General features: G+C 71.1%; 25 protein-coding genes. 7 read left to right on the forward strand and 18 right to left on the reverse strand.

The window, feature by feature from the left end:
- Nucleotides 1–2: 2 nt before the first annotated feature.
- From ACQUQ0_RS03585 to ACQUQ0_RS03620, 8 genes are all read right to left on the reverse strand, one after another.
- On the reverse strand, nt 3–1,325 hold the full coding sequence (locus tag ACQUQ0_RS03585; RefSeq protein ID WP_435183218.1) for an amino acid ABC transporter substrate-binding protein: 1,323 nt from the start codon (nt 1,323–1,325) through the stop codon (nt 3–5).
- A gap of 245 nt (nt 1,326–1,570) precedes the next feature.
- Nucleotides 1,571–3,121, reverse strand: a complete 1,551-nt coding sequence (locus ACQUQ0_RS03590) for an SLC13 family permease (RefSeq protein WP_435183220.1) — start codon at nt 3,119–3,121, stop codon at nt 1,571–1,573.
- Complete coding sequence (locus ACQUQ0_RS03595; RefSeq protein WP_372386463.1) at nt 3,121–3,372, reverse strand: hypothetical protein; 252 nt, start codon at nt 3,370–3,372, stop codon at nt 3,121–3,123. The genes ACQUQ0_RS03590 and ACQUQ0_RS03595 overlap by 1 nt, the downstream gene beginning before the upstream one ends.
- Before the next feature lie 161 nt (nt 3,373–3,533).
- Nucleotides 3,534–4,370, reverse strand: a complete 837-nt coding sequence (locus ACQUQ0_RS03600; RefSeq protein WP_435183221.1) for a hypothetical protein — start codon at nt 4,368–4,370, stop codon at nt 3,534–3,536.
- Nucleotides 4,371–4,492: 122 nt separating this feature from the next.
- Entirely contained in the window at nt 4,493–4,786 is a 294-nt protein-coding gene (yciH, locus tag ACQUQ0_RS03605) for a stress response translation initiation inhibitor YciH (protein ID WP_372386461.1), read from the reverse strand.
- Nucleotides 4,787–4,944: 158 nt separating this feature from the next.
- Entirely contained in the window at nt 4,945–7,158 is a 2,214-nt protein-coding gene (locus ACQUQ0_RS03610; protein ID WP_435183222.1) for a transglutaminaseTgpA domain-containing protein, read from the reverse strand.
- Nucleotides 7,155–8,369, reverse strand: a complete 1,215-nt coding sequence (locus ACQUQ0_RS03615; RefSeq protein WP_435183224.1) for a DUF58 domain-containing protein — start codon at nt 8,367–8,369, stop codon at nt 7,155–7,157. The genes ACQUQ0_RS03610 and ACQUQ0_RS03615 overlap by 4 nt, the downstream gene beginning before the upstream one ends.
- 18 nt (nt 8,370–8,387) lie before the next feature.
- A complete protein-coding gene (locus ACQUQ0_RS03620) occupies nt 8,388–9,362 on the reverse strand; it encodes an AAA family ATPase (RefSeq protein WP_435183226.1) in 975 nt (324 codons plus the stop codon).
- Nucleotides 9,363–9,506: 144 nt separating this feature from the next.
- Between ACQUQ0_RS03620 and ACQUQ0_RS03625 the strand changes: the two genes are divergently transcribed.
- The 4 genes from ACQUQ0_RS03625 (at nt 9,507) to ACQUQ0_RS03640 (ending at nt 15,756) form a co-directional block, all read left to right on the forward strand.
- Entirely contained in the window at nt 9,507–9,752 is a 246-nt protein-coding gene (locus ACQUQ0_RS03625; RefSeq protein WP_435183227.1) for a hypothetical protein, read from the forward strand.
- Between the two features lie 2 nt (nt 9,753–9,754).
- A complete protein-coding gene (gene mutS / locus ACQUQ0_RS03630) occupies nt 9,755–12,664 on the forward strand; it encodes a DNA mismatch repair protein MutS (RefSeq protein ID WP_435183228.1) in 2,910 nt (969 codons plus the stop codon).
- The gene (gene mutL, locus ACQUQ0_RS03635; protein ID WP_435183230.1) at nt 12,657–14,357 is read left to right on the forward strand and encodes a DNA mismatch repair endonuclease MutL; all 1,701 of its coding nucleotides are present in this window, start codon (nt 12,657–12,659) and stop codon (nt 14,355–14,357) included. Before mutS ends, mutL begins: the two co-directional genes overlap by 8 nt.
- A gap of 187 nt (nt 14,358–14,544) precedes the next feature.
- Nucleotides 14,545–15,756 (forward strand): MFS transporter, encoded by a 1,212-nt coding sequence (locus ACQUQ0_RS03640; RefSeq protein WP_435183232.1) that lies wholly within the window; start codon nt 14,545–14,547, stop codon nt 15,754–15,756.
- Between the two features lie 24 nt (nt 15,757–15,780).
- Here ACQUQ0_RS03640 and ACQUQ0_RS03645 read toward each other — a convergent pair whose 3' ends face one another.
- The gene (locus ACQUQ0_RS03645) at nt 15,781–16,110 is read right to left on the reverse strand and encodes a DUF7573 domain-containing protein (protein ID WP_435183234.1); all 330 of its coding nucleotides are present in this window, start codon (nt 16,108–16,110) and stop codon (nt 15,781–15,783) included.
- 89 nt (nt 16,111–16,199) lie between these two features.
- Between ACQUQ0_RS03645 and ACQUQ0_RS03650 the strand changes: the two genes are divergently transcribed.
- Nucleotides 16,200–16,445, forward strand: coding sequence for a hypothetical protein (locus ACQUQ0_RS03650; protein ID WP_435183235.1), 246 nt, complete (start codon nt 16,200–16,202; stop codon nt 16,443–16,445).
- Nucleotides 16,446–16,460: 15 nt separating this feature from the next.
- Here ACQUQ0_RS03650 and ACQUQ0_RS03655 read toward each other — a convergent pair whose 3' ends face one another.
- Both ACQUQ0_RS03655 and ACQUQ0_RS03660 read right to left on the reverse strand, forming a co-directional pair.
- The gene (locus ACQUQ0_RS03655) at nt 16,461–17,483 is read right to left on the reverse strand and encodes a 5,10-methylenetetrahydromethanopterin reductase (protein ID WP_435183236.1); all 1,023 of its coding nucleotides are present in this window, start codon (nt 17,481–17,483) and stop codon (nt 16,461–16,463) included.
- Complete coding sequence (locus tag ACQUQ0_RS03660; RefSeq protein ID WP_435183237.1) at nt 17,476–18,228, reverse strand: coenzyme F420-0:L-glutamate ligase; 753 nt, start codon at nt 18,226–18,228, stop codon at nt 17,476–17,478. The genes ACQUQ0_RS03655 and ACQUQ0_RS03660 overlap by 8 nt, the downstream gene beginning before the upstream one ends.
- 143 nt (nt 18,229–18,371) lie before the next feature.
- Between ACQUQ0_RS03660 and ACQUQ0_RS03665 the strand changes: the two genes are divergently transcribed.
- Nucleotides 18,372–19,352 (forward strand): NUDIX domain-containing protein, encoded by a 981-nt coding sequence (locus tag ACQUQ0_RS03665; RefSeq protein WP_435183238.1) that lies wholly within the window; start codon nt 18,372–18,374, stop codon nt 19,350–19,352.
- The gene (locus ACQUQ0_RS03670; protein WP_435183239.1) at nt 19,307–19,657 is read left to right on the forward strand and encodes a hypothetical protein; all 351 of its coding nucleotides are present in this window, start codon (nt 19,307–19,309) and stop codon (nt 19,655–19,657) included. Before ACQUQ0_RS03665 ends, ACQUQ0_RS03670 begins: the two co-directional genes overlap by 46 nt.
- Nucleotides 19,658–19,805: 148 nt before the next feature.
- Here the strand turns inward: ACQUQ0_RS03670 and engB are convergent, their stop codons facing one another.
- The 7 genes from engB to ACQUQ0_RS03705 form a co-directional block, all read right to left on the reverse strand.
- Nucleotides 19,806–20,426, reverse strand: a complete 621-nt coding sequence (gene engB / locus ACQUQ0_RS03675; protein ID WP_435183240.1) for a GTP-binding protein EngB — start codon at nt 20,424–20,426, stop codon at nt 19,806–19,808.
- Between the two features lie 58 nt (nt 20,427–20,484).
- Nucleotides 20,485–20,982, reverse strand: a complete 498-nt coding sequence (locus ACQUQ0_RS03680) for a redoxin domain-containing protein (protein ID WP_435183242.1) — start codon at nt 20,980–20,982, stop codon at nt 20,485–20,487.
- Nucleotides 20,983–21,023: 41 nt separating this feature from the next.
- The gene (locus tag ACQUQ0_RS03685; protein ID WP_435183243.1) at nt 21,024–21,593 is read right to left on the reverse strand and encodes an NUDIX hydrolase; all 570 of its coding nucleotides are present in this window, start codon (nt 21,591–21,593) and stop codon (nt 21,024–21,026) included.
- Entirely contained in the window at nt 21,590–22,060 is a 471-nt protein-coding gene (locus ACQUQ0_RS03690; RefSeq protein WP_435183245.1) for a DUF5809 family protein, read from the reverse strand. Before ACQUQ0_RS03690 ends, ACQUQ0_RS03685 begins: the two co-directional genes overlap by 4 nt.
- A 207-nt stretch (nt 22,061–22,267) precedes the next feature.
- Entirely contained in the window at nt 22,268–22,717 is a 450-nt protein-coding gene (locus ACQUQ0_RS03695; protein WP_435183246.1) for a DUF5810 domain-containing protein, read from the reverse strand.
- 66 nt (nt 22,718–22,783) lie between these two features.
- On the reverse strand, nt 22,784–23,278 hold the full coding sequence (rimI, locus tag ACQUQ0_RS03700) for a ribosomal protein S18-alanine N-acetyltransferase (protein ID WP_435183483.1): 495 nt from the start codon (nt 23,276–23,278) through the stop codon (nt 22,784–22,786).
- Nucleotides 23,279–23,442: 164 nt separating this feature from the next.
- Nucleotides 23,443–25,419 (reverse strand): aconitate hydratase, encoded by a 1,977-nt coding sequence (locus ACQUQ0_RS03705; RefSeq protein ID WP_435183247.1) that lies wholly within the window; start codon nt 25,417–25,419, stop codon nt 23,443–23,445.
- Nucleotides 25,420–25,504 lie beyond the last annotated feature (85 nt).

Genomic DNA, 25,504 nt, shown 5'->3' on the forward strand with positions numbered 1-25,504 from the left:
TCTCAGCGCTCACTCCAGTCGGGCATCGGGTAGATGGGCTTGGACTGCTGGACGTTCTGCGGGTAGGTGATCTGGAGGCCCTTCTCGGGCTGCCACTGGTAGACGAGCATGTTCTTGTTGATGACGCCGCTCTTGTCGAAGGAGACGTTGCCGTAGACCGTCGAGAAGTTCGCCTGACGGATGTGGTTGCGGACGGGCGTCGGACCCAGCGTGTCGACGTTCTTGAACGCGTTGACGAACGTCAGGATGACCGACTCCGCCGCCGCGCTGTGGTAGTCCGGCGTGTAGCCGTAGTTCTCCTCTATCGCGGAGACGAACTCGCCGGTCGACCCGTACACCGGGTCCTGGAAGTCGGCGTTGGTCGCCCACGACGAGGGGCCGTAGATGTAGTTACCGTTGGAACCGACCTCGTTCTTGAACGACTCGTTGAGGCTGCCGACGGTCCCCATCGCGGCGTCGACGTTGACGCTCTGGCTCTCCATCTGGTTCGCCATGATGATGTTGTGCTTCTGGTGGGCACACAGCAGCAGGATGTCGGCGCCGGCGTCGCGCACGCGGCCGAGATTCGTCGAGAGGTCCGAGGTGCTCGACGGGAACGTCTGATCGACGACCAGTTCGAGGTCCGTCTGCTCGATCTTGTTCCGGGCCCCTCGTGCGGTCGACTGGCTGAAGGTGCCGTCCTCGGCGAGGATGGCGATCGACTTCGGCGTGGGGTCCTGCGCGAGGCACATGTCGATGTAGCTCTTCGCGTACTTGTTCGCCGTCGGCAGGAGGCCGAAGATCCACTCGTTGCCCTGCGCGAAGATCTCGGGGCTCGCGCCGCCGCCTTCGACCATCGGCTTCTGGTTCTGCGCCGCGACCGCGCTGGCCGGGAGCGTCACCGTGCTGGAGTAGGGCCCGAGCAGGTAGTCGACCCCCTCGCGGTCGATGAGCTCCTGGTAGATGCTCTTGGAGGTCGAGGCGTCGGTCCCGTCGTCCCGGAGGATCATCTCCAGTTCGTAGGTGTTGCCGTCGCCGGCCTCGACGCCGCCGCTGTCGTTGATGCGCTGGATCGTCAGCTCGTAAGCGTCCTTGTACAGCTGCCCCAGATCGGCGTTGTCGCCGGTCAGGCTCATCGACCCGCCGAGGGTGATGGTCTGCGGCCCGCCGTCGGAGCTTCCGGTCGTCCCGCCGCTGCTGTCCGTCGAGCCGCCGCCGTCGCCCGAGGAGTCGCCGCCGGAGTCCGAGCCCCCGCCGCCGGAACAGCCTGCGAGTCCGGTGATTCCGATCGCGCCTGTGCTCCCTGCAACCTTGAGGAACGTCCGTCGGTCCTGTTTGTCCGTCATAGGTACTAGACCGGCGTGTATCGATGATACACGACCTATGCGTTCCATTGAATGTCACCGTTATAAATGTTAATGATCGATATGTGACGTCTTGGTGGCTACGTAGTCGTCCGGACCGCTCGGGAGCGCGGACGGCCGGACTGATCGCCCGCTCTCCGACTACACGTGACCGTGCTCGTCCGGCAACGCGTCGGGAACCGTAAGGAGACTCGCGGACGCGACGGCGGACGGGTCCCGCACTCGGGCTACCAGAGGACCCGCGGCCAGACGAACTCGAAGAGGAGGATGGCCATCACCGTCAACACGAGCGTCATCACCGCGTTGAGGAGCACCCCCGCGCGGATCATGTCGCGCTGTTCGAGGTGGCCGCTCCCGAAGACGATCGCGTTCGGCGGGGTCGCCACCGGGAGCGCGAAGGCGAAGCTCGCGGCGATCGCTCCGGTGACGGTCAGGAAGATCGACGCCGGGATCGGATCGACGCCGAGCGTCCCGGCGAAGATGCTCCCCAACCCGATGAGGATCGGCGCCAGGATGGTCGTCGTGGCCGTGTTCGAGGTGAGCTCCGTCGCCAGCACCGCGAAGACGACGACGGTGAGGACCACGAGCGGGAGCGGCGCGCCGACGACGGTATCGAAGAGCGACCGCGCGAGCCACGCGGTGGCGTCCGTCTCCCCCAGCGCGTCGGCCAGCGAGATGCCGCCGCCGAACAGCAGGATCGTCCCCCAGTCGATGTCGATGAGGTTCTCCCAGTCGTCGGCGCCGCTCACCACGAGCGCGGGGATCGCCAGCAGGCCGACCACGACGAAGTAGAGGATTCCGCGGTGGCCCTCCAGCCCGAAGACGCTCGCGCCCTCCCCGCCGAACAGCGTCACCTGCCACGCCGACGGGAGCACGCCCTCGAACAGGAACCCGAGGCCGCCGAGCACCCACAGCGCGGCGGTCGCCGCGAAGATGTACGTCGCGCGGCGGGCGTGCGTCGACATCGGCCCCTCTTCGGAGAGGAACTCCCCGGCCTGGGACTGGGCCTCGTTCACGTCGTCGATCTCGGGCGGATACAGCCAGAACGTCAGGAGATACCACGTCAGCGGCAGCGTCACCGCGACGATCGGCAGCCCGACCGCGAGCCACTGGACGAACGAGATCTCGATCCCGACCAGCCGGTCGAGGAACGCCACGGCGACGACGTTCGGCGGCGTCCCGATGAGCGTCCCGACGCCCCCGACGCTGGCGGCGTAGGCGGTCCCGAGCAGCGTCGCGACGCGCATGTTCGAGGCCGCTCCCTCGTCGGGGTCGTCGCGGCCGACGACGCCCGCCAGCACCCCCAGCGCGACCGGCATCATCATCGCCGTCGTGGCCGTGTTCGAGACCCACATCGAGAGGAACGCCGTCGAGAGCATGATCGCCAGGATGAGCAGCCGCGGCGACCGCCCCAGCGCGTTGATGAGATGCAGCGCCAGCCGCCGGTCGATGTTGTGCGTCTGGAGCGCCTCCGCCAGCATGAACCCGGCCACGAACAGGAAGATGAGCGGGTCGGCAAAGCCGGACAGCGCGGCCTCCATCCGCTGGTAGACGCCGAAGATCGTCAGGACGACCGGGATGAGAAGCCCCGTCAACGCCAGCGGCAGCGCCTTCGTCACCCACAGGATCGCCGCCAGCGCCATCGTGGCCAGCGCCAGCTGGCCCGCCCTGTCGAGGCCGGGCGGCGTCGGCGCGCCCGCGATCGCGGCGGTCGCGACGACCGCGACGAGGAGCGCCAGGGCCGTTCGGTTCGCCGGTAGTCGTAGCGTCCGTGTCATCAGAAGTGCTCCACTAGCACGCGGATCTGCTCGTCGGTCAAATTGGTCCGGTACAGCTCGAACAGCTGATCCAGGCGGTCCCGAGAGAGGCTTCGGGTGTCGTTTTCGAGCATCGAGACGTGGGCCTGCATGATGTCGTCGAGTTTTCGTTCGATGGTCCGCTGCTCGAAGCCGGCCGCGACCCGAAGGAGCCGCCAGGCGTCTGGTGAGATGTCGCCGACGTCGACTTCGTCGCCCCCGCCGCGTCCCATCGCTTATCGATCACCAATATTAAACAAGTTCATATAAGTATTCGTTCCGGACCCGCCGGAATCACGCGCGAGGCTATCCTGGAGTGTGTCGGTCTCGCCACTCTCCTTCTGGGTGTCGAACGGCTTCCGTCCCGGCCATCGAGGGGCGCGGCGCCGCTCATCTACGGCCGCCCGACCCGCCGGTGGCGGAGCCAGAGGTAGTACCCGCCCGCGGGCACCGACAGCAGCCACGTCATCGGCACGAGAACGTTGAGGAGGTGGACGCCCGCGACGACGCCCCAGATCCGGCGGTCGGGCGCCCAGCCGATCGCGCTCTCGCGGACCGCCCGGACGTCGAGGTACAGCGAGACGCTGAACACCGGGACGAGGAGGATCGCCGCGACGAGGGCCAAAAGCGCCACGAGCGGGAGGAAGACGCCCACGGTCGGGATCGTCTCGTAGACGAACTCCGCGTTCGCCGACACGCCGAGCACGGCGCCGAGCAGCGGCACCGCCACCGCGAGGACGGCGAACGCCGCGACCGTGAGCGCGACGCCGTAGTACCACCGGGAGACACGCTCTCGGGGCCGCTCGCTCGCCGCCGACGCGTCTCGGTCGTCGGTCTCCCCGACCGCCTCGTGGGCGTCCGGGCCGGCGCCGGCGGGGCTCGGATCCCGCGATCGGAACCGACGGAGGAGGTACGCGCTCCCGACGAACAGGAGCAGGGGGGAGTCGACGAGCGCGAGCCCGACCGCGGGCGCGACCACGCCCGCGACACCCCATAGGCGGGGATCCGGCGTCCAGGTCTCCGTGCTCCGCGCGACCGCTCGCGCGTCGAAATACAGCGCGATCGCGAACACGGGAATCAGTACGAGGCTCAACAGGACGAACGCCGCGGGGAGGACATCCAGCGCGGTCGGGGGCCCGTCGACGGTGTCCGACAGGGACAGCGCGAGCAGTCCGACCACTTCGAGCAGCGGGGGGAGGGCGACGCCGACCCACCAGTCCGAGTCGACCATATCCGATGGGCGCGGTCCACCCGCAGAGGTCTTTCGGTTCGGGGCGCTGTCACGACAGCGCCGCGGCTCCCGACGTGAAGAACGAAAAAGCCGCTCGACGCGGGACGCTCAGGCGGTACCGATCAGGCGACGTTGAAGCCCTTGTCGCGGAGGAAGTCCTCGACGCGACCGGTGTGGTTCCCCTGCAGTTCGATGGCGCCGTCCTCGACCGTGCCGCCGCAGGCGAATTTCGACTTCAGGTCCGAGGACAGACTGTCCATATCGACGTCCTTGGGGTCGAAGCCTTCGATGATCGTTACCTCCTTTCCGTAGCGGCGCTCGTCGATGCGGATGGTGATCTCCTGGGATTCCTTGGCGACGTCCTCGCAGACGCAGAGTTCCTCAGGGAGTCCGCACGTCGAGCAGACTTCCGACATTACAGTCCGAAACTACAAGATGGGGATATTAAACAGTATCGGGACCCCGCGTCGAGCGCACAGCCGCCCGGTCGCTTGGCCCGCTCGCCGGCCGCCCGCCGCGGCTCCGTGGCGCCGCCGACCCCCGACGCTCGCCGGGCATCGAACCGCGCGCGGCATCAGGAGCGAGACCGGAACCACCGAAGCACCGGCGTCGCCGACCGCACGAGTTCGTCCGCGAGCGCGACGGCCTCGTCGGCGTCGTCGCGGTCGACGCCGCCGCCGTACCTGGCGCGCTCGTAGAGGTCGCCGACGCGGCGCGCCTCGGCTGCCCCGCCGTGCCCGTCGGGGAGCGATCGGAAATACGCCCGCGGCGTCTCGCCGGGCCGCCGCGGCCGGTGCCTCCGTTCGAGGACGGTCGCGACCCGCCGGTACGCGCGTGCGACGTCGGTCTCGGGATCGCGGCGCCGCTGGTACTGGACCGCGAGCAGCCGCCGCATCCGCCCGGCGGTCCCCGTCCGCCTCGCGCCCGCCGTGAGGCCGACGAGCGCGACCGCGCCGATCAGGAGCATCCGGCGCGAGGGCAGCGACGGGAGCGGCACCGGCAGCGGGCCCGACCCGCTATCGCTCGCCGGGGAACTCCCGGCCTGTGTCGGCGTCGCGTTCGGCGTCCCCGGCGTCGCGTTCGACGCGCCCGGCGTCGCTCCCGCGGGGAGCTGCGGCGTGGTCGCGCCCGCGGGCGCTCCGACCGGCGGCGTCACGGTCCCGTTCGGCCCCGGGAGGTCGACGTTCGTCTCGCCGCTCTGTCGGGCCTCCGTGAGCCGCGCCTCCTCGGCGGTCTCCCGCGGTCCGCCGGGCGTCGGGTCGAAGCGGACCCACCCCACCTCGGGGAAGTAGACCTCCACCCAGGCGTGGGAGTTGAGGCCGCGGACGACGTACTCGCCGTCGCCCGTCTGTTCGCCAGACGTGTAGCCCGTGACGAACCGCGCCGGCACGCCTTCCGAGCGCAGCATCACGACCATCGCGGTCGCGAAGTAGGTGCAGTAGCCGGCGTCGCGCTCGAAGAGGAAGGTGTCGACGACGTCGCCGCTCGGCGGCGGCACGCTGAGCGAGTACTCCTTGTTCGACTCCAGGTACCGCTCGATCGCGACCGCCTCGGCGTAGGGGGTCTCGGCGTCCGCGGTGACGCTCGCGGCCCGCTCGCGGACCCGCTGGGTCGTGCTCGACGGCAGTTGGAGGTACGAGTCGGTGACGCGGTCGGGGTAGTCGGTCCCGGCCGCCCGGAGTCGCTCGGGGCTCGCCTGCGGGACCCGGCTCCGGACGGTGTAGCGGTCGCCGGACTGGAGCGTCCCGCCGGGTCGGAGCGTCCCCTGCGGCGTCACGACCGCGCGTTCGCTCACCGCGCCGTCGAGCGAGATCGGCCGCCACGCCGCCGGGAGGACCGACATCGAGTCCCGCGCGGTGACGGTCTGTTCCAGCGGATCGGTGGGTCCCGGCGGTCCGCGGAGCGGTCCCTCGTAGGGCCGCGTCGTTCCGGTCCGCACCCAGCCGTCGCCGGTGTAGCGGTCGTAGGCGCCGGTCTGCCAGTACTGCGGACGGGGGCTCTCGACGGTGAACCGGATTTTGGGAGAGAGGCGGATGCTCCCGACGATCTCGACCCGGTCCCGCGACTCGACGAGGTTCGCCTCCACCGTGGGCGAGCCGCGGTCCGGGAGAATGGGCGACCCGGCCGCCCCCGGCACGACCGTCAGCGTCGCCGAGGCGACGACCATCGCCGCGAGCACGACCGTCAGGGCGTCGAGCCCGCCGACGTCGACGCCGTGGCGCTCGAACGTCGCCGCGGCCACGGTCGCCGTCGCGCCGAGGACGCCCACGAGCGTCGTCACGCCGTCGGCGTCGCCGGTGAGCACGACGAGCCCGAGCGCGAGCCCGCCGGCGACGGCCGCGGCGACGTACCGCCGCCGGACCGCGAGGTACCACGAGAGGAAGACCGGGCCGGGGAGGACCGCGGTCGCCCACACGCCCGCGCCGACGAGCCGGAGGATCGAGAGCCCGGTCAGGAGCGCCACCGTGTCGGCGAGCGCGCGCCGAGGCGTCAACAGCTGGAGCTGGCTCTGCGGGAGCGCGAGCAGGTACCCCGCCAGTCCCAGCCCGAAGAGCGCCGAGGCGAGGCCGACGGCGGCCCGGACGCCGACGAACCGCCCCACGAGGAGCGCCAGGCCGAACGACGCCACGAGGACGCCGAGGAACTGCTGGCCTCCGCCGACGACGTCGGTCACGCGCCAGAGGACGCTCGCGTAGGCCCACGTCAGCGCAGTCAGCCCCGCGACGGCGAGCGTTCCCCCGCGGAGCAGGCGCCCGGCCCAGTCCGTCCGCCGCTCGACGGCGCTCATCCGGACGACCCTCCGCCGCGGCGGCTCCCGGAGGCGGGCGCGACTCGCCCCGCTCTGCTCGACGCATCCGGACCGGCGCCGTCGGCGTCGGCTGCGACGTCGGCACCGACTGCGGACCGGCCGTCCGGCCGCCCCTCGCCGTCGGCCTCTCCGATCATCGACTCGAAGCGGTGCCCGCGCCCGTCGAACCGGACGACCGTCCGCTCGTCGTCGACGACGACCGCGACGTCGGGCTCGCCGTCGAGTGCGGGCACCGGCCCGCGGTCGACGACCGCGAGGTGATCGAGCATCGCGCGGGTGTCGTCGACGCCGGCGTCGACCCCCCCGGCGGGCGTCGAGAGCCGCACGCTCGCGCCCTCGCGGATCAGCGCGAGACAGACCGTCGCCGCGGCCTCGGCCATCGCGTCGGCCAGCGGATCCGCGCTCGGGTCGGTCTCGTCCCCGTCTTCGGCCTCGCCGCGCGGCCGCTCCGCGCCGGCGACGCCCGCGGCGACGGTGACGCGGTCGGGGTCGGTCTCGGCGGTGAACTCCCGGATCATCAACTCGCCGCGCTTGGCCGAGGACTTCCAGTGGACGTCCCGGAGCGCGTCCCCGCGCACGTACTCGCGGAGGTCGTCGAACTCGTCGCGGCGGGTCGCCCGCTGCGACCGGGTGAGCGCCCGGAGGTTCGCCTCCGCCGACCCCGAGAGCCGCCGGACCCGCGGGAAGACGAGCAGGTCCTCGCGGACGTCGAGCGCGATCGTGCGCTCGAAGAGCCCGAGCACGTCGGTCACGACGACCGCGAGGGGGCCGATGTCGTGTCTCCCGCGTCGCCGCCGGGCGATCTCGTAGCTGACGGTCCCGCCGATGGCGGCGTCGACGACGGCCTCGCTAGCCTCGTTCGACTCGCCCGCATCTGCGTTCTCACCGTCGACGCCGCTCCCCGCGACGGCGACGCCCGCCGGTAGCCGATCGCGGATCGTCGCGGGGTAGGTCCGCGGCGCGTCGAGCCGGAGCTCGACCGTTCCCGTCGTTCCGGGCTCGTCGGCCGGCGGGAGCGCGCGCTCGACGCCCGGCGCCGGCGCGCGCCAGACCTGCACGGCGGCGGCGACGAGCGCGACGACTCCGGGGAGGACGACGGCGTCGAGCGAGCGCGCCCCGAACGCCGCGCCGACGGCCACGGCGGCGGCGACGACGGCCGCGACGGCGTATCCGCGTCGTGTCGGTCGCATCGGCTCGCTACTCACCACTCACTCGACGGGCACCTCTTCGAGGGCGCGCTCGACGACCGTCGCGCCGTCGACCTCCGTGTCGGTCCGGACGCGGTGGCTCCACACCGTCGGCGCCTCGGTCTGTACGTCGTCGGGCGTGACGTAGCCCCGGCCCTCGAAGACCGCACGCACCTGTGAGGCCCGGACGAGTGCGATGGCGCCGCGCGGGCTCGCGCCCAGGCGGGCGTGCTCGCGGGTGTACTTCGCCAGCCGCGAGACGTACGCGCGGACCGGCTCGCGGACGGTGACCTCGGAGACGGTCGACCGCGCGCGCCTGACGTCGCCGACGTCGGCCACCGGCTCTAAGGACTCGATGGGGTGTTCGCCCGTGAGCCGACCCAGCAGTTCGGTCTCTTCGTCCTCGCTGGGGTAGCCCAGCCGGATCTTCTTCGTGAATCGGTCGACCTCGGCGACCGGGAGCTCGTAGGTGCGGCCGGGCTCGACGTCGTTCTGCGTCGCGATGACGGTGAATGGATCCGGGACGCGGTGGGTCTCGCCGTCGACGGTCACCTGCTCTTCGGCCATCACCTCCAGGAGGGCGGCCTGGGTCTTCGGCGGCGCGCGGTTGATCTCGTCGCCCAGCAGGACGTTCGCGAACACCGGGCCGGGTCGGAACTCGAATTCGCGGGTCTTCTCGTTGAAGACGTTCACGCCGGTCACGTCGGAGGGCAGGAGGTCGGGCGTGAACTGCACGCGCTTGAACGACCCGTCCAGCGAGGTCGCCACCGCGCGCGCGAGCATCGTCTTGCCGACGCCCGGGACGTCCTCTAAGAGGAGGTGGCCGCGGGCGAAGAGGGCGACGAGGATGTGTTCGATCGCGTCGCGGTGGCCGACGATGACGCGCTCGACGTTGTCGGCGATCCGCGTGGTCAGGTCGGCCGCTTCGTCGACGGGAAGCGGGGAGACCGAACCCGACTCCTTCTCCGAGTCAGATATGGCGTCTACGTCGGTCATTGTGGGGGCAGCGAGCGCGGCACCGACCGCGCCGACCGCGATGCGTCGGCCCGCGCTGTTGGGAAGACATAGCCCCCGCGACCACGTAACTTTGCTGGCGTCGGCGGGGTACCGTTCGAGTGACGCGGCGGCGTCCGACAGAGCGTGTGCGAACGCCTGGCGCGGCTCCGGACGCGGCTCGGCTCGGTGCGGATCTTCGCCTCCCTGGGAGACAAGCGCCGCTTTCTCGCCCACCTCGTCGCGGTCGCGGTCGCCGCCGCCGTCCTCGCTCTGTCCGCGGTCGGCTATCTGTACCGCGACCGGATGGGCCGACGGCTTCCTCGACCGGCCTTGACCGCGCCGCGGGCCGCCCTTCCCGTCCGCTTTTGGTCTTCGGCCGCCGTCCGGTAGGTATGAACGGCGCAGGGTCCGACGCGAGTGAGGAGCCAGCCCCGGAGCCGGGCGAATCCGGCACCCGGACCGACGCCGACGGCGAGCGCGACCGCCGGCCGGAGGGCCCCCCGCAGAAGCTGCTCGACCGCCGCGAGGAGCTCACGCCGATGCTCTCGCAGTACCTCGACCTCTGTGAGACCCACCCCGACGCGATCGTCCTCTTCCAGGTCGGGGACTTCTACGAGGCCTTCTGCGAGGCCGCCGAGGTCGTCGCCCGCGTCTGCGAGGTGACGCTGACCAAGCGCGAGGACTCGACGGGCACCTACGCGATGGCGGGCATCCCCATCGACAACGCCGCCTCGTACCTCGAACCCCTGCTAGACGCGGAGTACCGCGTCGCCGTCGCCGACCAGGTCGAAGACGCCGAGGAGGCCTCCGGCCTCGTCGACCGCGCGGTCACGAACGTCGTCAGCCCCGGGACCGTCGTCGACGACGAACTGCTGGATCGCGCGAGCGCGACGTACCTGGCCGCGGTCGTCGAGGCGGAAGGGGAGAAGAATCTCGGAGGCGACGGCGACGACCCCCGGACCGCGCTCGCGACCCTCGACGTCTCCACGGGCGAGTGCCGGGTGACGAGCGCCGGCCCCGACCGGATCAGCACCGAACTCGAACGGCTCGCGCCCGCGGAGGTGCTCGCGCCCGCGGGGCTCGGGTTCGACCCGTCGGGGCTCGGCTTCGAGACGATGCTGACCGACCGCGGCCCCGAGGCGTTCGCGCTCGACCGGGCCGACGAGACGCTCTCGCGGTACGTCGCGGAGCCGACCGCGGTCCTCGACTCGCCGGTCGAGCGCCGCGCGGTCGGCGCGCTGCTCGACTACGCCGAGTACACCCAGGGCGACGACGGCGCGCTCTCGTACGTCTCGCGGATCCGCCGGTACGACCTCCGGGAGTCGCTCCGGATCGACGCGACGGCGATGCGCAGCCTGGAACTGTTCGACTCGCGGCACCCCGGCCGCGGCGAGACGCTCTTGGATACCGTCGACCGGACCGCCTGCGCCCTCGGCCGCCGGAAACTGGAAGCGTGGCTCCGACGGCCCCTCATCGACGAGGCGGCGATCGAGCGCCGCCACGACGCCGTCGCGGAGCTGCTCTCGCGGCCGCTCGCGCGGGAGACGATCCGCGACCACCTCGATCGGGTGTACGACCTCGAACGCCTCGCCGCCCGCGTCTCCCGCGAGCGCGCGAATGCCCGCGACCTCCGGGCGCTGAAGACGACGCTCGACGTCGTCCCCGAGGTGAAAGACGCCCTCGCCGACGCGGAGTCCGAGGCCCTCGCGGATCTCCGGGAGTCGCTGGACGAACTGGCGGACGTCCGCGACCTGATCGGCGAGGCGATCGTCGAGGACCCGCCCCAGGAGATCACCGAGGGCGGCGTCATCAGGGAGGGCTTCGACGACGAACTCGACGAGATCCGCGCGACCGAGCGCGAGGGACGCGAGTGGGTTTCGTCCCTCGAAGAGCGCGAGCGCGAGCGCACCGGCATCGATTCTCTCGAAGTCGGGTACAATCAGGTCCACGGTTACTACATCGAGGTGACGAACCCCAACCTCGACCGCGTCCCCGACGACTACACTCGCCGGCAGACGCTGAAGAACGCCGAGCGGTTCTACACGCCCGAACTCAAGCGCCGCGAGGACGAGATCCTCTCGGCCGCAGAGCGGGCGAACGCCCTGGAGTACGAGGTCTTCCGGGACGTCCGCGCCGAAGTCGCCGCCGAGACCGAGCGGCTCCAGTCGCTGGCTGACGCGCTCGCGCGGCTCGACGTCCTCGCCACGTTCGCGACGGTCGCCGCGAGCGCGGACTACGTCCGCCCGGAGATGGGCGCCGAGGAGATCGCGATCGACGCCGGTCGGCACCCGGTCGTCGAGCGGACCCAGGCCGAGTTCGTCCCCAACGGGATCGACTTCGCCGACGGTCACGTCGCCGTCATCACCGGGCCGAACATGAGCGGGAAGTCGACGTACATGCGCCAGATCGCGCTGGTCTGCCTGCTCGCGCAGGCCGGCAGTTTCGTCCCGGCGGACGCGGCCGAACTGCCCGTGCTGGACCGCCTCTTCACCCGGGTCGGCGCCTCCGACGACATCGCGGGCGGCCAGTCGACGTTCATGCGCGAGATGGCCGAACTCACAGAGATCCTCCACGACGCCACCGAGGACTCGCTGGTCCTCCTCGACGAGGTGGGGAGAGGGACCTCGACGGCCGACGGCCTCGCGATCGCCCGCGCGACGACGGAGTTCGTCCACGACGAGGTCGGCGCCACGACGCTGTTTGCCACCCACTACCACGACCTGACCGCGCTCGCCGAAGAGCTCCCGAACGCGTTCAATCTCCACTTCACGGTGAGCAAAGGCGAGGGCAAGGACGGCGACGGCGCCGACTCGCCCGATGACACCGACGCGCCGGACGTGACGTTCCTCCACCGCGTCGCCGAAGGCGCCGCGTCGTCGTCCTACGGCGTCGAGGTGGCCCGGCTCGCCGGCGTGCCGGATCGCGTGGTCGCACGCGCCCGCGAGCACCTGCGGGAGTCGTCGGCGCCGGGAGCCGACGCGAGCACGTCCGGAGCCGCGACCGAGAGGGACGGCGCCGACGCGGACTCGGGCGATACCGGAGCCGACGCGTCGGTCTCGACCGCCGATCCCGCCGATGACGATTCTGACGGCCCGAGAGACACGCTGGCGGCCTACGTCGACGGCCTCGACGCCGGCTCGAACGGGCGCCCCGAGGGCCTGGCGATCGACGGCGACTTCGACGACCTCGGCGAGGCTGAACGGGAGGTCTTAGCCGAACTCCGCGACCTCGACGTGGCGCGGACCACGCCGCTCGAAGCGCTCAACACCCTGGAACGCCTACAGCGAGAACTGAATGAGTAAGGAGCGCCCGGACGCGCAGGCCGACGCCGCCGTCCGCCGGCTCGACGACGAGACGGTCGCCAGCGTCGCCGCCGGCGAGGTGATCACCCGGCCCGCGGACGTCGTCGTCGAACTGCTCGAAAACGCCCTCGACGCGGGCGCCTCCCGGATCGACGTCGACGTCGCGGGCGACGGCAGGGAGCGGATCCGCGTCCGGGACGACGGCCGCGGGATGAGCCCGCAGGACGCCGAACTCGCCGTCGAGCGGCACACGACGAGCAAGCTCCGGCGCGGGGCGTCGCTCGCGGCGGTCGACACCCTCGGCTTCCGCGGCGAGGCGCTCCCGAGCGTCGCGACCGTCGCGACCCTCGAACTCCTGACGAACGACGGCGGCCCCCGCGGCACCCGGGTGGTCGCGAGCGGCGGCCCGGGGGCCGATCTGGTCGAGCCGACCGGGCGCGGGCGCGGGACGACCGTCACCGTCCGGGAGCTGTTCGCCGACGCGCCCGCCCGTCGCGAGTCGCTGTCGGCCGCGGCGACGGAGTTCGCCCGCGTGAGCGACGCCGTCTCGCGGTACGCGCTCGTCAATCCCGACGTCTCGTTCTCCCTCGCTCACGACGGCAGCGAGGTGTTCTCGACGCCCGGGACCGGCGACTTCGACGACGCGCTGCTCGGCGTCTACGACCGCGAGGTGGCGTCGAGAACGGTCGCGATCGACGCCGAGCGGGGGCTCGACGCCGAGGGCGGCTCGGCCGGCGACTTGGTGCTCCGGGGCGCTCTCGTTCAGCCTTCGGTCACGCGCGCCCGCCGCGAGCACGTCTACGTCGCGGTCGACGGCCGCCCCGTGCGGAACGCCCGCCTCCGACGCGCGGTGGTCGAGGGCTACGGCGACCTCCTGCCGGACGACCGCGCGCCCATCGCTGTCGTGTCGGTGTCGCTGCCCGACTCGTGGGCCGACCACAACGTCCACCCGCGGAAGCGCGAGGTCCGGCTCCGCGACCCCGACGCCGTCGCGGCGGGCGTCGAGGCCGCCGTCCGCGACGCGCTCTCGACGACCGACAGGCGCCGCACCGAGGACCTCTCGATGGACCTCGACGACGCGCTCGAACCGCTCTCGGAGGCGGAGTCGGCGTTCGAGGACGTCGACGTCATCGGGCAGTTCCGCGAGCTCTATCTGCTCTGTGAGGCCGACGACGACCTCCTCGTCGTCGACCAGCACGCGGCCCACGAGCGCGTGAACTACGAGCGGCTCCGCGCCGCCGTCGACGGCGAGACGCCGCGCGCGCCGGTCGACCCGGCCGCGACGGTGGAGCTGACGCCCGCCCAGCGCGCCGCCGTCGACGTCCACCGCGACGACCTCGCGGCGCTGGGGTACGAGATCGAGCCGTTCGGGGAGTCGACCGTCCGGGTGCGCGCGGTCCCCGCCCCGATGGGCCGCGCCCCCGACCCCGCGAGCGTCGCGGACGCCGTCGACGCCCTCCGGCGCGGCGAGTCGCCCGACGACGGCCGCGACGCGCTCCTGAAAGACCTCGCGTGCCACCCGTCGCTGAAGGCGGGCGATGATCTGGGGACCGAGGAGGCCGCGGCGCTGATCGAGCGCCTCGGCGCCTGCGAGAATCCGTACGCGTGTCCGCACGGCCGCCCGACGGTGCTCTCGATCGACGAGGCGGCGCTCGTCCGCGGCTTCGGCCGCCGCGGGACGCGGATGGACTGATAATGGCTACTGTCAGTCATTACCGCTGGTTCGCCGAAACGGGGTGGCGAACCAGCGGTAAACAGTGACAGTAGCCATTATCAAGACCCGATCCGACACCGATTTACCACCGTCGCGACCAGTTCTGCCCGATGAGTCGCCGCCTATCGATTCCCTCCCGCGGGGGCGACGCCCCCGCGACGCGTCGATGAGCGTCGTCGCCTCGATCGGTCGCGAAGCGCGGGCGCTCCTCGGCGACGGGAAGGGCCGCCCGTTCGTCGCCATCGCCGGCACGTGGGGGACGCTCCTCGGCGCGCGGATGATCTACCCCGTACTGCTCCCGTACTTCCGGGAGACCTACGGCCTGAGCCTCTCGGTCGCGGGGCTACTGGTCACGGTCCTGTGGCTCGGCTCCGCGCTCGGCCAGCTGCCCGGCGGGATCCTGGCGGACCGATACAGCGAGCGCTCGGTGATGACCGCCGGCACGGTCGTCGTCGCGGTCGCGATCGCGGCGGTCGTCTCGGCCCCGAGCGCGCTCTTTCTCTTCGCTGCGACCGCGCTCGTCGGCGTCGGCCAGTCGCTGTACCCGATCGCGCGGATCACGATGCTCGCGGACCTCTACCCCGATCGGATCGGGAGCGCGCTCGGCGCCACGATGGCGACCGGCGACCTCGGCCAGACCGTCCTCCCGCCGATCGCCGCGGCGATCGCGGCCGCGGTCGCCTGGCAGGCCGGCCTCGGGTTCATCACGCCCCTGCTCGTCGTCGCGGCGGTCGCGCTGTGGGCCGCGCTGCCCCGCAGCGCAGAGGCCGACGCGGGCGGCGTCGACGAGGTCTCGACGGACACCACCCGGCGCGTTCTCGCCGAGCTCCGCCGGCAGAACGTCGTCCTCATCGCGTTCATCCTCTTTCTCTACATCCTGGTCTGGCAGGCGTTCACGGGGCTGTACCCCACCTACCTCGTCGAGGAGAAGGGCCTATCCTCGGCGACGGCGTCGCTGCTCTTCAGCCTCTTTTTCGCCGTCGGCGTCGTGGTGAAGCCGGTCGCCGGCGCGACCTACGATCGGGTCGGCCTCCGCTGGTCGCTGGTCGCGGTGCTCGCCGGTCCGGTCGTCGGCTTCGCGATCCTGCCGGTCGTGGAGGGACTGCCCGCGCTCGTCGGCGTCACGGCGCTCGTGAGCCCGATGCTCGGCTCGGGGGCGATCACGCAGTCGTACTTCTCGGACGCCTTCTCGGATTCGGTCCGCGGGACGGGTCTGGGGGTTGTTCGCACCGCGACCGCGACGCTGGGTGCGGCCGGACCCGTGCTCTTCGGGACGCTCGCCGACCGCGGCTACTTCGACGAGGGCTACTGGCTCATCGGCGGCGTGATCCTCGTCGTGATCGTCCTCACGCTCCGGATCGCCGACGGCGACGGGTAGCCCGCTTCTTCTCGGTCGTTCTCGTCACCAGTCCTTGCAGTCCGCACAGACCTGGCCCTTCCCGTCCTCGCCCGACCAGAGCCGCTCGACGGTCGCGCCGCAGGCCGGACACTCCGCGCCGTCGGGCTCCCACCGGTAGGTCGCCGCCGCCGGCTCGACGTCTTGCGGATCGGGGAGATCGGCTTCGTCGGAATCGGCGTCGGATCCGTCATCTGCGTCGAGATCGGGGTCAGAACCGGACTCGGAATCCGTGTCGACGTCGACGCTCGCGTCGCGATCGTCGCCGTCTGAGTCGGACTCGGCGCCGTCGCTTCCGCCGCCGACGAACTCGTCGAGCGACCGGTCCCGGCCCATACGAGACCCCTGCGGCGGCGTCGGCTTAGCGGTGGCGACTCGCTGCGCGATTCCGCACACACATATACGATGAGTCCGAAACCGCTGGTATGGTCTCGGTACTCGGCTTCGTCGTACAGCTGCTCACGAGCGTCGTCGACCTCGTCCGGATCTTCGTCTTCGAGGTGCTGCTCGGCGTGGATCCGATCACCGCCCTGTCGTTCCTCGTCGGCGCGGCGCTGACGACCGCGACGGTCGCGTACTTCGCGTACCTCGCCGCGGGCGCGCTCGTGAACCTCCTCACGGGTCTCGGATCGAGCGCCCGCGAGGCGCCCGCCGACCGCACGGCCCGCTGACTGCCTTTTCGGCGCCTACTCCTCGCTGGCTCGCTCGAACGCCTCGCTCGCCAGTCGGATCGCCGCGTCGGCGTCCGGGCCCAGCGGCGAGCCGACGACGATCCCGTCAGCGTGATCCAACAGCGCGGCCATCCGTTCTGTGACCGTCTCGGGCGTCCCGGCGACCGAGAACGCCTCGATCATCGCCGGCGTCACGCGCTCGAACGCCTCGCCGAACGCCCCGGCGCTGATGTGCTCGCCGATCGTCTCGGCGCGATCGGCGTCGATCCCGTGGCGCCCCAGCACCGGCGGCGCCGCTCCGGCGACGACGAACGCGACCGGCGGCCGGGCGGCCTCGCGGGCGGCCTCGGCGTCCGGTCCGACGCTGACGCTCGCGTAGGCGAGCAACTCGAAATCCTCCGCGTCGTCGTCGCGCTCCGCGCGCCCCTCCTCGACCCGCTCGCGCGCCCACGCGAGGTCGTCGGGGTGCGAGCCGTTGAACAGCAGGCCGTCGGCACGCTTGCCGGCCATCCGGCACATATGCGGCCCCTCGCCGCCGACGTAGACGGGGATCTCGCCGGGGACCGCGAAGTTCAGCCCGGCGTTCGCCGCCTCGAACGTCCCGTCGTGGGTGACGCGCTCGCCCGCCCAGAGATCGCGGGCGACCTCGAACGCCTCCAGGACGGAGCGGAGCCCCCGTTCCTCGTCAAGGCCGAGGTTCCGGAGCGTCGAGGGATCGCCCGGACCGATGCCGAAGACCGTCCGCTCCGGCGCCTGGTCGGCGACGGTCGCCGTCTCCGCGGCGAGGGTCACGGGGTGGCGCTCGTAGGGGTTCGCGATCCCCGGACCGATCTCCAATTCATCGGTCTCGGCGGCGAGCCGCGCGAGCGTCGCGAACGGGCTGCGGTTGTTGTAGTGGCAGGTGACGAACGCGAGGTCGTAGCCCGCGCGCTCGGCCGCGACGCCCTCGGCAACGACGTCCGGAATCGGCTCGTCGGGGACGAGCTCGACGCCGAGCGTCGGTCCGTCGCGCCCCGCACGGCCACCGTCGTCACTCATACGACCACTCCCGGATCGCCTGCCGGACGAAGTCGGTCTCGACCTCCCGGAAGTGGGCGTCGCTCTCGCCGTGGTCGCCCCACTCGAAGTCGCGGACGACCACCACCGGGGTCCCGCCGTCGCCCTCGCCCGCCACGAGGTTCGCGGCCGCGGCGAGCTCGTCGGCGACGTTCTCGACGGTGACGTCGAGTTCGCGGCCGTCCCTGTCCCGCTCGCCGCGCCAGTCCCGACCCGGCGCGAGGCCGGCCCAGCCGATCGCGACGCCCCGCTGGCCGTGTCGGAACGGCCGGCCGCAGGTGTCGGTGACGACCACGCGGTCGGCCGAGAGCCCGGATCGGATGCGCGCTGCGCTCTCGCTCGGCCGTTTCGGGAGGAGCAAGAGGTCGCCGTCTGCCGTGTTCGAGCGATCGATGCCGGCGTTGACGCCGACGTGGCCGAAGCGCGTCTCCGTCAGGAGGAACGGCGCCTCCATCAGCACCTCGACGCTCTCTTCGAGGACGGCCTGGGCGAACCGCGGGTCCTTCTCCTCGCCGGTGTGATCCGCCAGCCGTGCGGCGATCTCGCGGGCCCGAGGCCCCGCCGGGAAGTCGTCGAGGTCGGCGGACCGGCCCTCGGCCTTCGAGACGACCGTCGAGGCGACGCAGACGACGTCGCCCTCGCGGAGATCGACGGCGTCGCGGATCAGCGCCGCGAGGTCGTGGCCCGCCCGGATCTCGGGGAGGTCGGGGACTGCGAACAGCTCCATACAGGCCGAGGGCGCGCCCCGGTGAAAAGCGAACAGGTGGTGGCGGGCGTCTCCGGTATGCCCCGCGTTCGAGTCCCCGCCTGCGCCCGGACGCGCTCCGGGACGGGAAAGGGCCGTTACCCCTCGACCCGAATCACGGCGTGATGGCACACGTGGTCACGTGTTTCGTGCGGGAGCGCGGGGAGGTCCTCCTCACCCGCCGGAGCGACGCGGTCGGGACGTACACGGGGCGCTGGGCGGGCGTCTCGGGCTACGTCGAGGGCGACCCCGACGACGCCGAGGCGGACGCCCGGCGCGAACTCCGCGAGGAGACCGGCCTGACCGACGACCGCCTCGACCTCGTACGCGCGGGCGAGCCCCTAGCGGTCGACGACGAGGCGGGCTCGTTCACCGTCCATCCGTTCCTCTTCGAGAGCGACACCCGCGAGGTGACGCCCAACGAGGAGCTCGCCGCCGTCGAGTGGATCGATCCGACCGCGATCCGAGACAGAGAGGCGGTCCCGCGGCTCTGGGAGACGTGGCGCCGCGTCGGGCCGACGGTCGACGACGTCGAGAGCGACCGCACCCACGGATCGGCGTGGATCTCCGCCCGCGCGCTGGAAGCCCTCCGCGACGCGGCCGCGGAGGCCGACGCCGACGACTGGGATTCGGTCGCCGCGACCGCGCGCGACCTCCGCGCGGCCCGTCCGGGGATGGCGGCGATCGCGAACCGGATCGACCGCGTCGTCGCCGAGTCGATCCGCGCGGCCGACGGCGCGGCGCCTGATCCCGATGCGGTCGTCGACCGCGCCATCGACGCCCTCGACGCGGCGCTCGCGGCCGACGAGGAAGCCGCCGCGACGGCGGTGAGCCGCCTCCGCGACGCCGACGCGACGGCGGTCGCGACGCTCTCGCGCTCGGGGACGGTCCGCGAGGCCATCGATCGATTGGCTCCGTCCCGCCTGCTCGTCGCCGAATCGCGCCCCGAGCGCGAGGGCGTCGACGTCGCTGAGCGGGCCGTTGACGCGACCGACGCGGCGGTGACGCTGACACGGAGGCGGCGCTCCCGACGGCGCTGGACCGATACGACGCCGACGCGGTGCTCGTCGGCGCCGACTCCGTGTTTCCGGACGGGAGCGTCGTGAACAAGACCGGAACCAGAGTCCTGGCGCTCGCGGCCCGCTCGCTCGGCGTTCCGGTCTACGTCGTCGCCTCGCGGGACAAAGTCCGCCCGTCTGGCGCTGAGGTGTCTGATCGCGAGGCCCCCGACGAGCGCTCGCCCGCCGATCTCGTCTACGACGGCGACCGCGACGTCTCGGTCCACGCGCCGACGTTCGAGGTCACTCCGGGAGAATTGATCGACGGGATCGCGACCGAGGCGGGACTGCTATCGGGCGCGGACGTTCGAGCCGTCGCCGAAGAACACGCCGAGAACGCAGAGTGGACGTGAACGCCGCGCCCGCGCTCGACGCCAAACGAGGGATTCTTGCGTCGGGCACGTCGATATGCGACCGGTGGCGATGACGAGGGTTACCCCCACTCAGCCCCTTGTGATGACACCTTCTCGCCGAGCCACCTTTCGACCGTAGATCGCCGCGCTAACTCACGAACTTCAGCAGGTCGTCGCGCTTCTGCTCGTGGAAGTTCGTGCGGAGCGCCTCCTCCAGGGCGTCGATGTCGCCGCGCTTGGCGCTGATCGGCGCGATCGTCTCCCGCCACTGCTTCCACGGCGGATGCAGTCCCAGGCGATCACAGAGGTCGTCCAGCCGTTCGCCGCGGTCGTCGACCTTGTCCATCTTGTTGACGGCGACGACGGTCGGCACGTCGAGCTCCCACAGGAAGTGGAACAGCTCGACGTCGTGGGGGATCTCGTCGGGGCCGGAGTGGCGGTCGATGATGTCGATGACGCTCTTGCCGTCGACGACGAGGACCGCCGTGAGGATCTCGTCGGCGTTCGACTCGATGTACCGCACGACGTCGGTCTTGATCTGCTCGCGGCGGCCCTCGTCGACGCCGGACATGAAGCCGAAGCCGGGGAGGTCCGTGAACATGAATCCCTCCGAGGCCCAGTCGAAGTGGTTCGGCGACCGGGTGACGCCGGGCTTTTGGCCCACGGTGATCTTCGAGTGGCCCGTCAGCTCCCGCATCAGCGTCGACTTCCCCACGTTCGACCGGCCGACGAGGACGACCTCCTCGCAGTCCGGGCGATCTTCGAACATACGTGCGGAAGGCCGTCACCGGGGTTAACGGTGACGTTCACCCGCTCGTGTCCGTCGGCTACGCCTCCGCCACTTCGGCGACCGCGTCGGCGACCTCGCCGACGAGCTCGTCGAAGTCGGGATTGTCCCCCTCTTTGACCCACTTGTAGGTCACGACCCCGTCGGTGTCGACGACGAAGACGCTGCGCTCTGCGACTTCGAGCATCCCGTACATGTCTTCGAGGACGACGCCGTAGTCGTAGATCACCTCGTGGTCCCAGTCCGAAAGCAGCGGGAAGTTCAGTTCCTCCTGGCGGATCCAGATGTTCTGGGAGAACGGGAGATCGACGCTCACGCCGTACACCTGCGCGTGGAGGTCGTCGAAGAGGCCCATCGAGTCCCGGAAGGAGCACATCTCCTCGGTACAGCCGCTGGTGAAGGCGGCCGGGTAGAACGCCAGGACGGTCGGGCCGTCCGGGATCGCCTCCGAGAGCGTGAACGGTTCTATGTCGTTGTACGCCTCGCCGCCCGCGAGCGGCAGCGTGAAGTCGGGGGCTTCGTCGCCGATGTCGACCATAGGGGGCAGTCGGCGGGGCGGTATTTCACCTTGTCCCCGTCTCAGATGAGTCCCTCCTCGCGGGCCAGGAGGAGCCCCTCCAGGGTCGCGTCGTTCGGCGTCCCCGACCGCACGGCGTCGAGCGCCTCCTCGACGGGGAGAGAGCGGACCGAGAGGAACTCGTTGTCGTCGAGATCCTGCTCGACGGGGCTGAGGTCCGTCGCGAAGACGTAGCCCCGCTGGTGTCTGAGGACGCCGGTCGCACACCAGACGGTCTCCAAGAGCGCTGTGCTGTCGGCGGCGAACCCCGTCTCCTCGCGGAGTTCGCGGGTCGCCGCCGCGGTGTAGGACTCGCCGGCCTCGACGATGCCGGCCGGCAGCTCCAGTTGCCGCGTGCGGATCGTCGGCCGGTACTGCTCGACGCAGACGAGCGAGCCGTCCTCGACCGCGACGACGACGACCGCCGTGGCGAGTTCGGCCCAGTAGTACCGCTTCGTCGTGCCGTTCGGCTGCTCGACGAGGTCGTAGCCGCCGGTGTACCACCCCGTCTCGTACTCGGTCGCGGCTTCCCGGACGGACCACTCGGGGTCCGGATCGGGGAGGGACTCGTGCCGCCGGCCGTCGTCGCTCATCGGTCCGGTCCTCCCGCGGCCTCCGCGCCGTCGTTCTCGCCTCCGTCGCCTTCGAACCGCGGCCGGTAGAGCCGGCCGAACGCCTGTCGGCGGAGCGTCTCCACCGCGGCCTCGGGCTCGTTCTGGAACGTGGCCGCCAGCGCCGTCTCGGCGAACGGCGCGGCGTGCCAGGCGACCCGGTCGACGTCGTCGCTGCCGATCGTCTCGACGTCGTAGTCAGGGTGGTCCTCGACCCACGACTCGAACTCCGCGCGCGAGCCCGTGCGGACGGCCAGCCGATCGGCGAAGAGGGCGTTCCGCACCCGCTCGACGACGGCGCTCGTCACGCGCTCGCGGTACTCCTCGCGGTCGAACTCCATCGCCTTCGCCGTCTCCCGGACGACCCGCTGGGCGGTCGGGCCCGCGGCCTCGAACGCGGCCCGTGCCTCCTCGATCGACGCCGGCGACAGCGTTCCGTGCGATTCCATACGCCCCCGTCGGCGACTCGCGAACAAACGTTTTCGGTCTCTCGCGGCCGGACCGATCCCCGCGGCGCGAGCGTTTATATCCGAACGCGCGGCCAGCACCGCCGTGATCTGACGCCCGCCCCGCGCGGCTCTGCGGTTGCCCGGCGACGCCGCGCGGGCTCTTCGACTGCCGGCTGTTCGCTACTGCCTCCGAGAGCGTCCCGCTCGTTACTCCTCGGTGTCGGACTCGTCCGTCCCGGCCGTATCGGCTCCGTCATCCCCGTCGTCGAGCATCTCCGCGGTCAGTTCCCGCGCCTCGGCGAGTATCCGCTGGGTCTCCTCGTCCAGCGACCCCTGGCCAGCCGCGGCCGCGGACGCGGGATCGACGCCGCCCAGGCCGGAGTCGGCGCCGCCGTGCCGGTGATCGTGCCCGTGGTCGTGCTCGTGTCCGTGCGCGTGCGCCGTATCCTCGAACACCTGGTCGTAGTCGGCCTCCGGAGCGAGTTCCGCGACCTCGGGCCCGAGGTCGGCCTCGCCCAGCTCGGCCCAGTCGGGGACGTGCTCGTCGAGCCACGTTTCGTGCTCGTCGCCGTGGACCATCGCGGTGAAGGCGAGGTGATTCGCGAGGTGCCGGGCGTCCTGCTGGGGCGTCTCGCAGACCGGACAGGCGTATCCCATCTCGTCGGCGCTACGGCGGCGGCGTACAAGGGCCTGTGGATCCCTCGACGAGCCGCGGTCACGCGGCTACTCGCCGACCTCGGTGACGAGGATGAGGGCGTCCTCGCCGTCGTTGTAGTAGTTCGGCACGCGCCGCGTCGGCTCGAACCCCTCCTCGCGGTACAGCGACCGCGCGGGGTCGTTCCCCTCCCGGACTTCGAGCTTCACGACGACGGCGCCCGACAGCGACAGCGAGATGAGCGCCTCGCGCAGCAGTCGGCGTCCGAGGCCCTCGCCGCGGGCGTCGGGCCTGACGGCGAGGTCCTTGATGTGTCCGATGTCGCGGCCGTGGTTCGGCATCACGTCGCCGACGACGTAGCCGAGGATCTCCTTGGTCCCGTCGCCCGTCGTTCGGACCGCGACCAGGAACGCGGGCGCGTCGAGGACGGACTCGAAGGCCGCGTAGGGCCAGGGGTCCGAGAACGACGCCCGCTCGATCGCGAGTACGTCCAGCAGGTCCGCGCGGTCGACCGGGCGGAGCGTCGCGTCCCCCCGGCTCTCGGCCGGATCGTCACCGGCCACGTCCTCGCGGCCCGCCCGCCGTCGCTCGGAATCCCGGTCGCTCACGCGTCTCGGTTCGGCGCTGAACGGCAAAAGTCCGCTGGCTCGCGCCGTCGACCGCGACTCGCGGTCCCGCGGCTCCCGGAGCTGAAAAAACGGAAGAATAGCGGCTCAGCGAGTGCCGATCAGTCGTCGGCGGGCGCCGCGCCGCTGCTGTCCTCGCTGTACTGTTCCTTGGTGAGGCGGAGCTTGCCGCCGGCTTCGAGGATGCGGCGCTCGCGCTCGGAGGCGTCGAGTTCGGCGGTGGCCTCCCAGTCGTCGTTCACGCGGATCGTGAACTCGGTCTCGCCGGAGGCGACGGCCTCGGCGACGTCGGTGACGATCTCGACGTCGTCGCCCTGGTCGATGTCCGCGTAGGTCTCCTCGTCGATCGCCAGCGGGACGATCCCGAAGTTGAAGAGGTTCGCCTTGTGGATGCGGGCGAACGACTGCGCGAGGACGGCCTCGATGCCGAGGAACTGCGGACACATCGCCGCGTGCTCGCGCGAGGAGCCCTGGCCGTAGTTCTCGCCGGCGACGAGGACGCCGCCGTCGGCGTCGAGCGCGCGCTGTGCGAACGTGTCGTCGACGCGCGAGAGCGTGAACTCCGAGAGCTTCTCGATGTTCGAGCGGTACTTGAGGATGTCCGACGTCGCGGGGATGATGTGGTCGGTCGTGATGTTGTCCTCCATCTTCAGGAGGACCTCACCCTCGATGTCGGCTTCGAGCGGCTCGCCGATCGGCGCGCTCCCGATGTTGGGGCCCTTGACGAGCTCGTCGTCGACGGCCTCCTCGGGCTCGATGATGTCCGTCTTCGAGCCGTCGTACTCTTCGGGGAGTTCGACGCCGGGCGCTTCGAGGTCGCCGAGTTCCTCCGCGAGGTCGCGGGGGTCGACCAGTTCGCCCTTGATCGCCGCGGCGGCGGCGACCTCCGGCGAAGCGAGGAAGACCGAGTCGTCCTCGATGCCCGAGCGGCCCTCGAAGTTGCGGTTGAACGTCCGCACGGAGACCGAATCGGAGGCGGGCACGTGGCCGATGCCGATACAGGCACCACACGTCGCCTCCGAGAAGTTGACGCCGGCCGCCATCATTTCGGCAGTCCAGCCCTCGCGGGCGAGGATCTCCGAGGCCTGCTTCGAGCCGGGCGCGACGATCATCTCGGTCTTCATATCGACCTGACGGCCCTCGAGCATCTTCGCGGCCGGGAGGATGTCCTCGTAGCCGCCGTTCGTACAGGAGCCGACGATGACCTGCTCGACGGACTCGCCCGCGACCTCGCGGACGGGCACGACGTTGTCGGGCATCGACGGCTTCGCCACGAGCGGCTCGATCTCCGAGAGGTCGATGACGATCTCGTCGGCGTACTCGGCGTCCTCGTCGGGCGAGAGCTCGACGTACTCGTCCTCGCGGCCCTGACGGGCGAGGTAGTCCTTCGTCTTCTCGTCGGTCGGGAAGATCGACGAGGTCGCGCCGAGCTCGGTGCCCATGTTGGTGATCGTCGTCCGCTCGGGGACCGAGAGCGTCTCGACGCCCGGACCGGTGTACTCGAAGACCTTGCCGACGCCGCCCTTCACCGAGAGCCGGCGCAGCATCTCGAGGATGACGTCCTTCGCGCTGGACCACTCGGGGAGCTCGCCTTCGAGGCGGACGTTGACGACTTCCGGCATCTCGACGTAGTAGGCGCCGCCGCCCATCGCGACGGAGATGTCGAGGCCGCCGGCGCCGATCGCGAGCTGGCCGAGGCCGCCGGGGGTCGGCGTGTGGGAGTCCGAACCGAGCAGCGTCTTCCCGGGCGCGGCGAAGTTCTCCTTGTGGACGTTGTGGCAGATGCCGTTGCCCGGACGGGAGAAGTACGCGCCGTAGGTCCCCGCGGCCGACCGCAGGAAGCGGTGGTCGTCGGTGTTCTTGAAGTCGAACTGGTACGTCTGGTGGTCGCAGTACTGCGCGGCCAGTTCCGTCTGTACCTCGTCCAGTTCGAGCGCCTCGAACTGGAGCCAAACCATCGTTCCGGTGGTGTCCTGTGCGAGAACCTGATCGATCTCGATCCCGATCTCCTCTCCGGGTTCGAGGTCGCCCTCGACGAGGTGTTCGTCGAGAATCTTTTCCGTGAGCGTCTGTCCCATAACAGCCGGCAGTCGACCGTCTACAACTATAAATCCCGCGTGTTTGAGGTCGGAGATATGCCCCTTATACACATAGCTGGTCCTA

The sequence above is a fragment of the Halobellus sp. EA9 genome, assembly GCF_051195055.1.
Lineage (GTDB): Archaea > Halobacteriota > Halobacteria > Halobacteriales > Haloferacaceae > Haloquadratum > Haloquadratum rubicundus.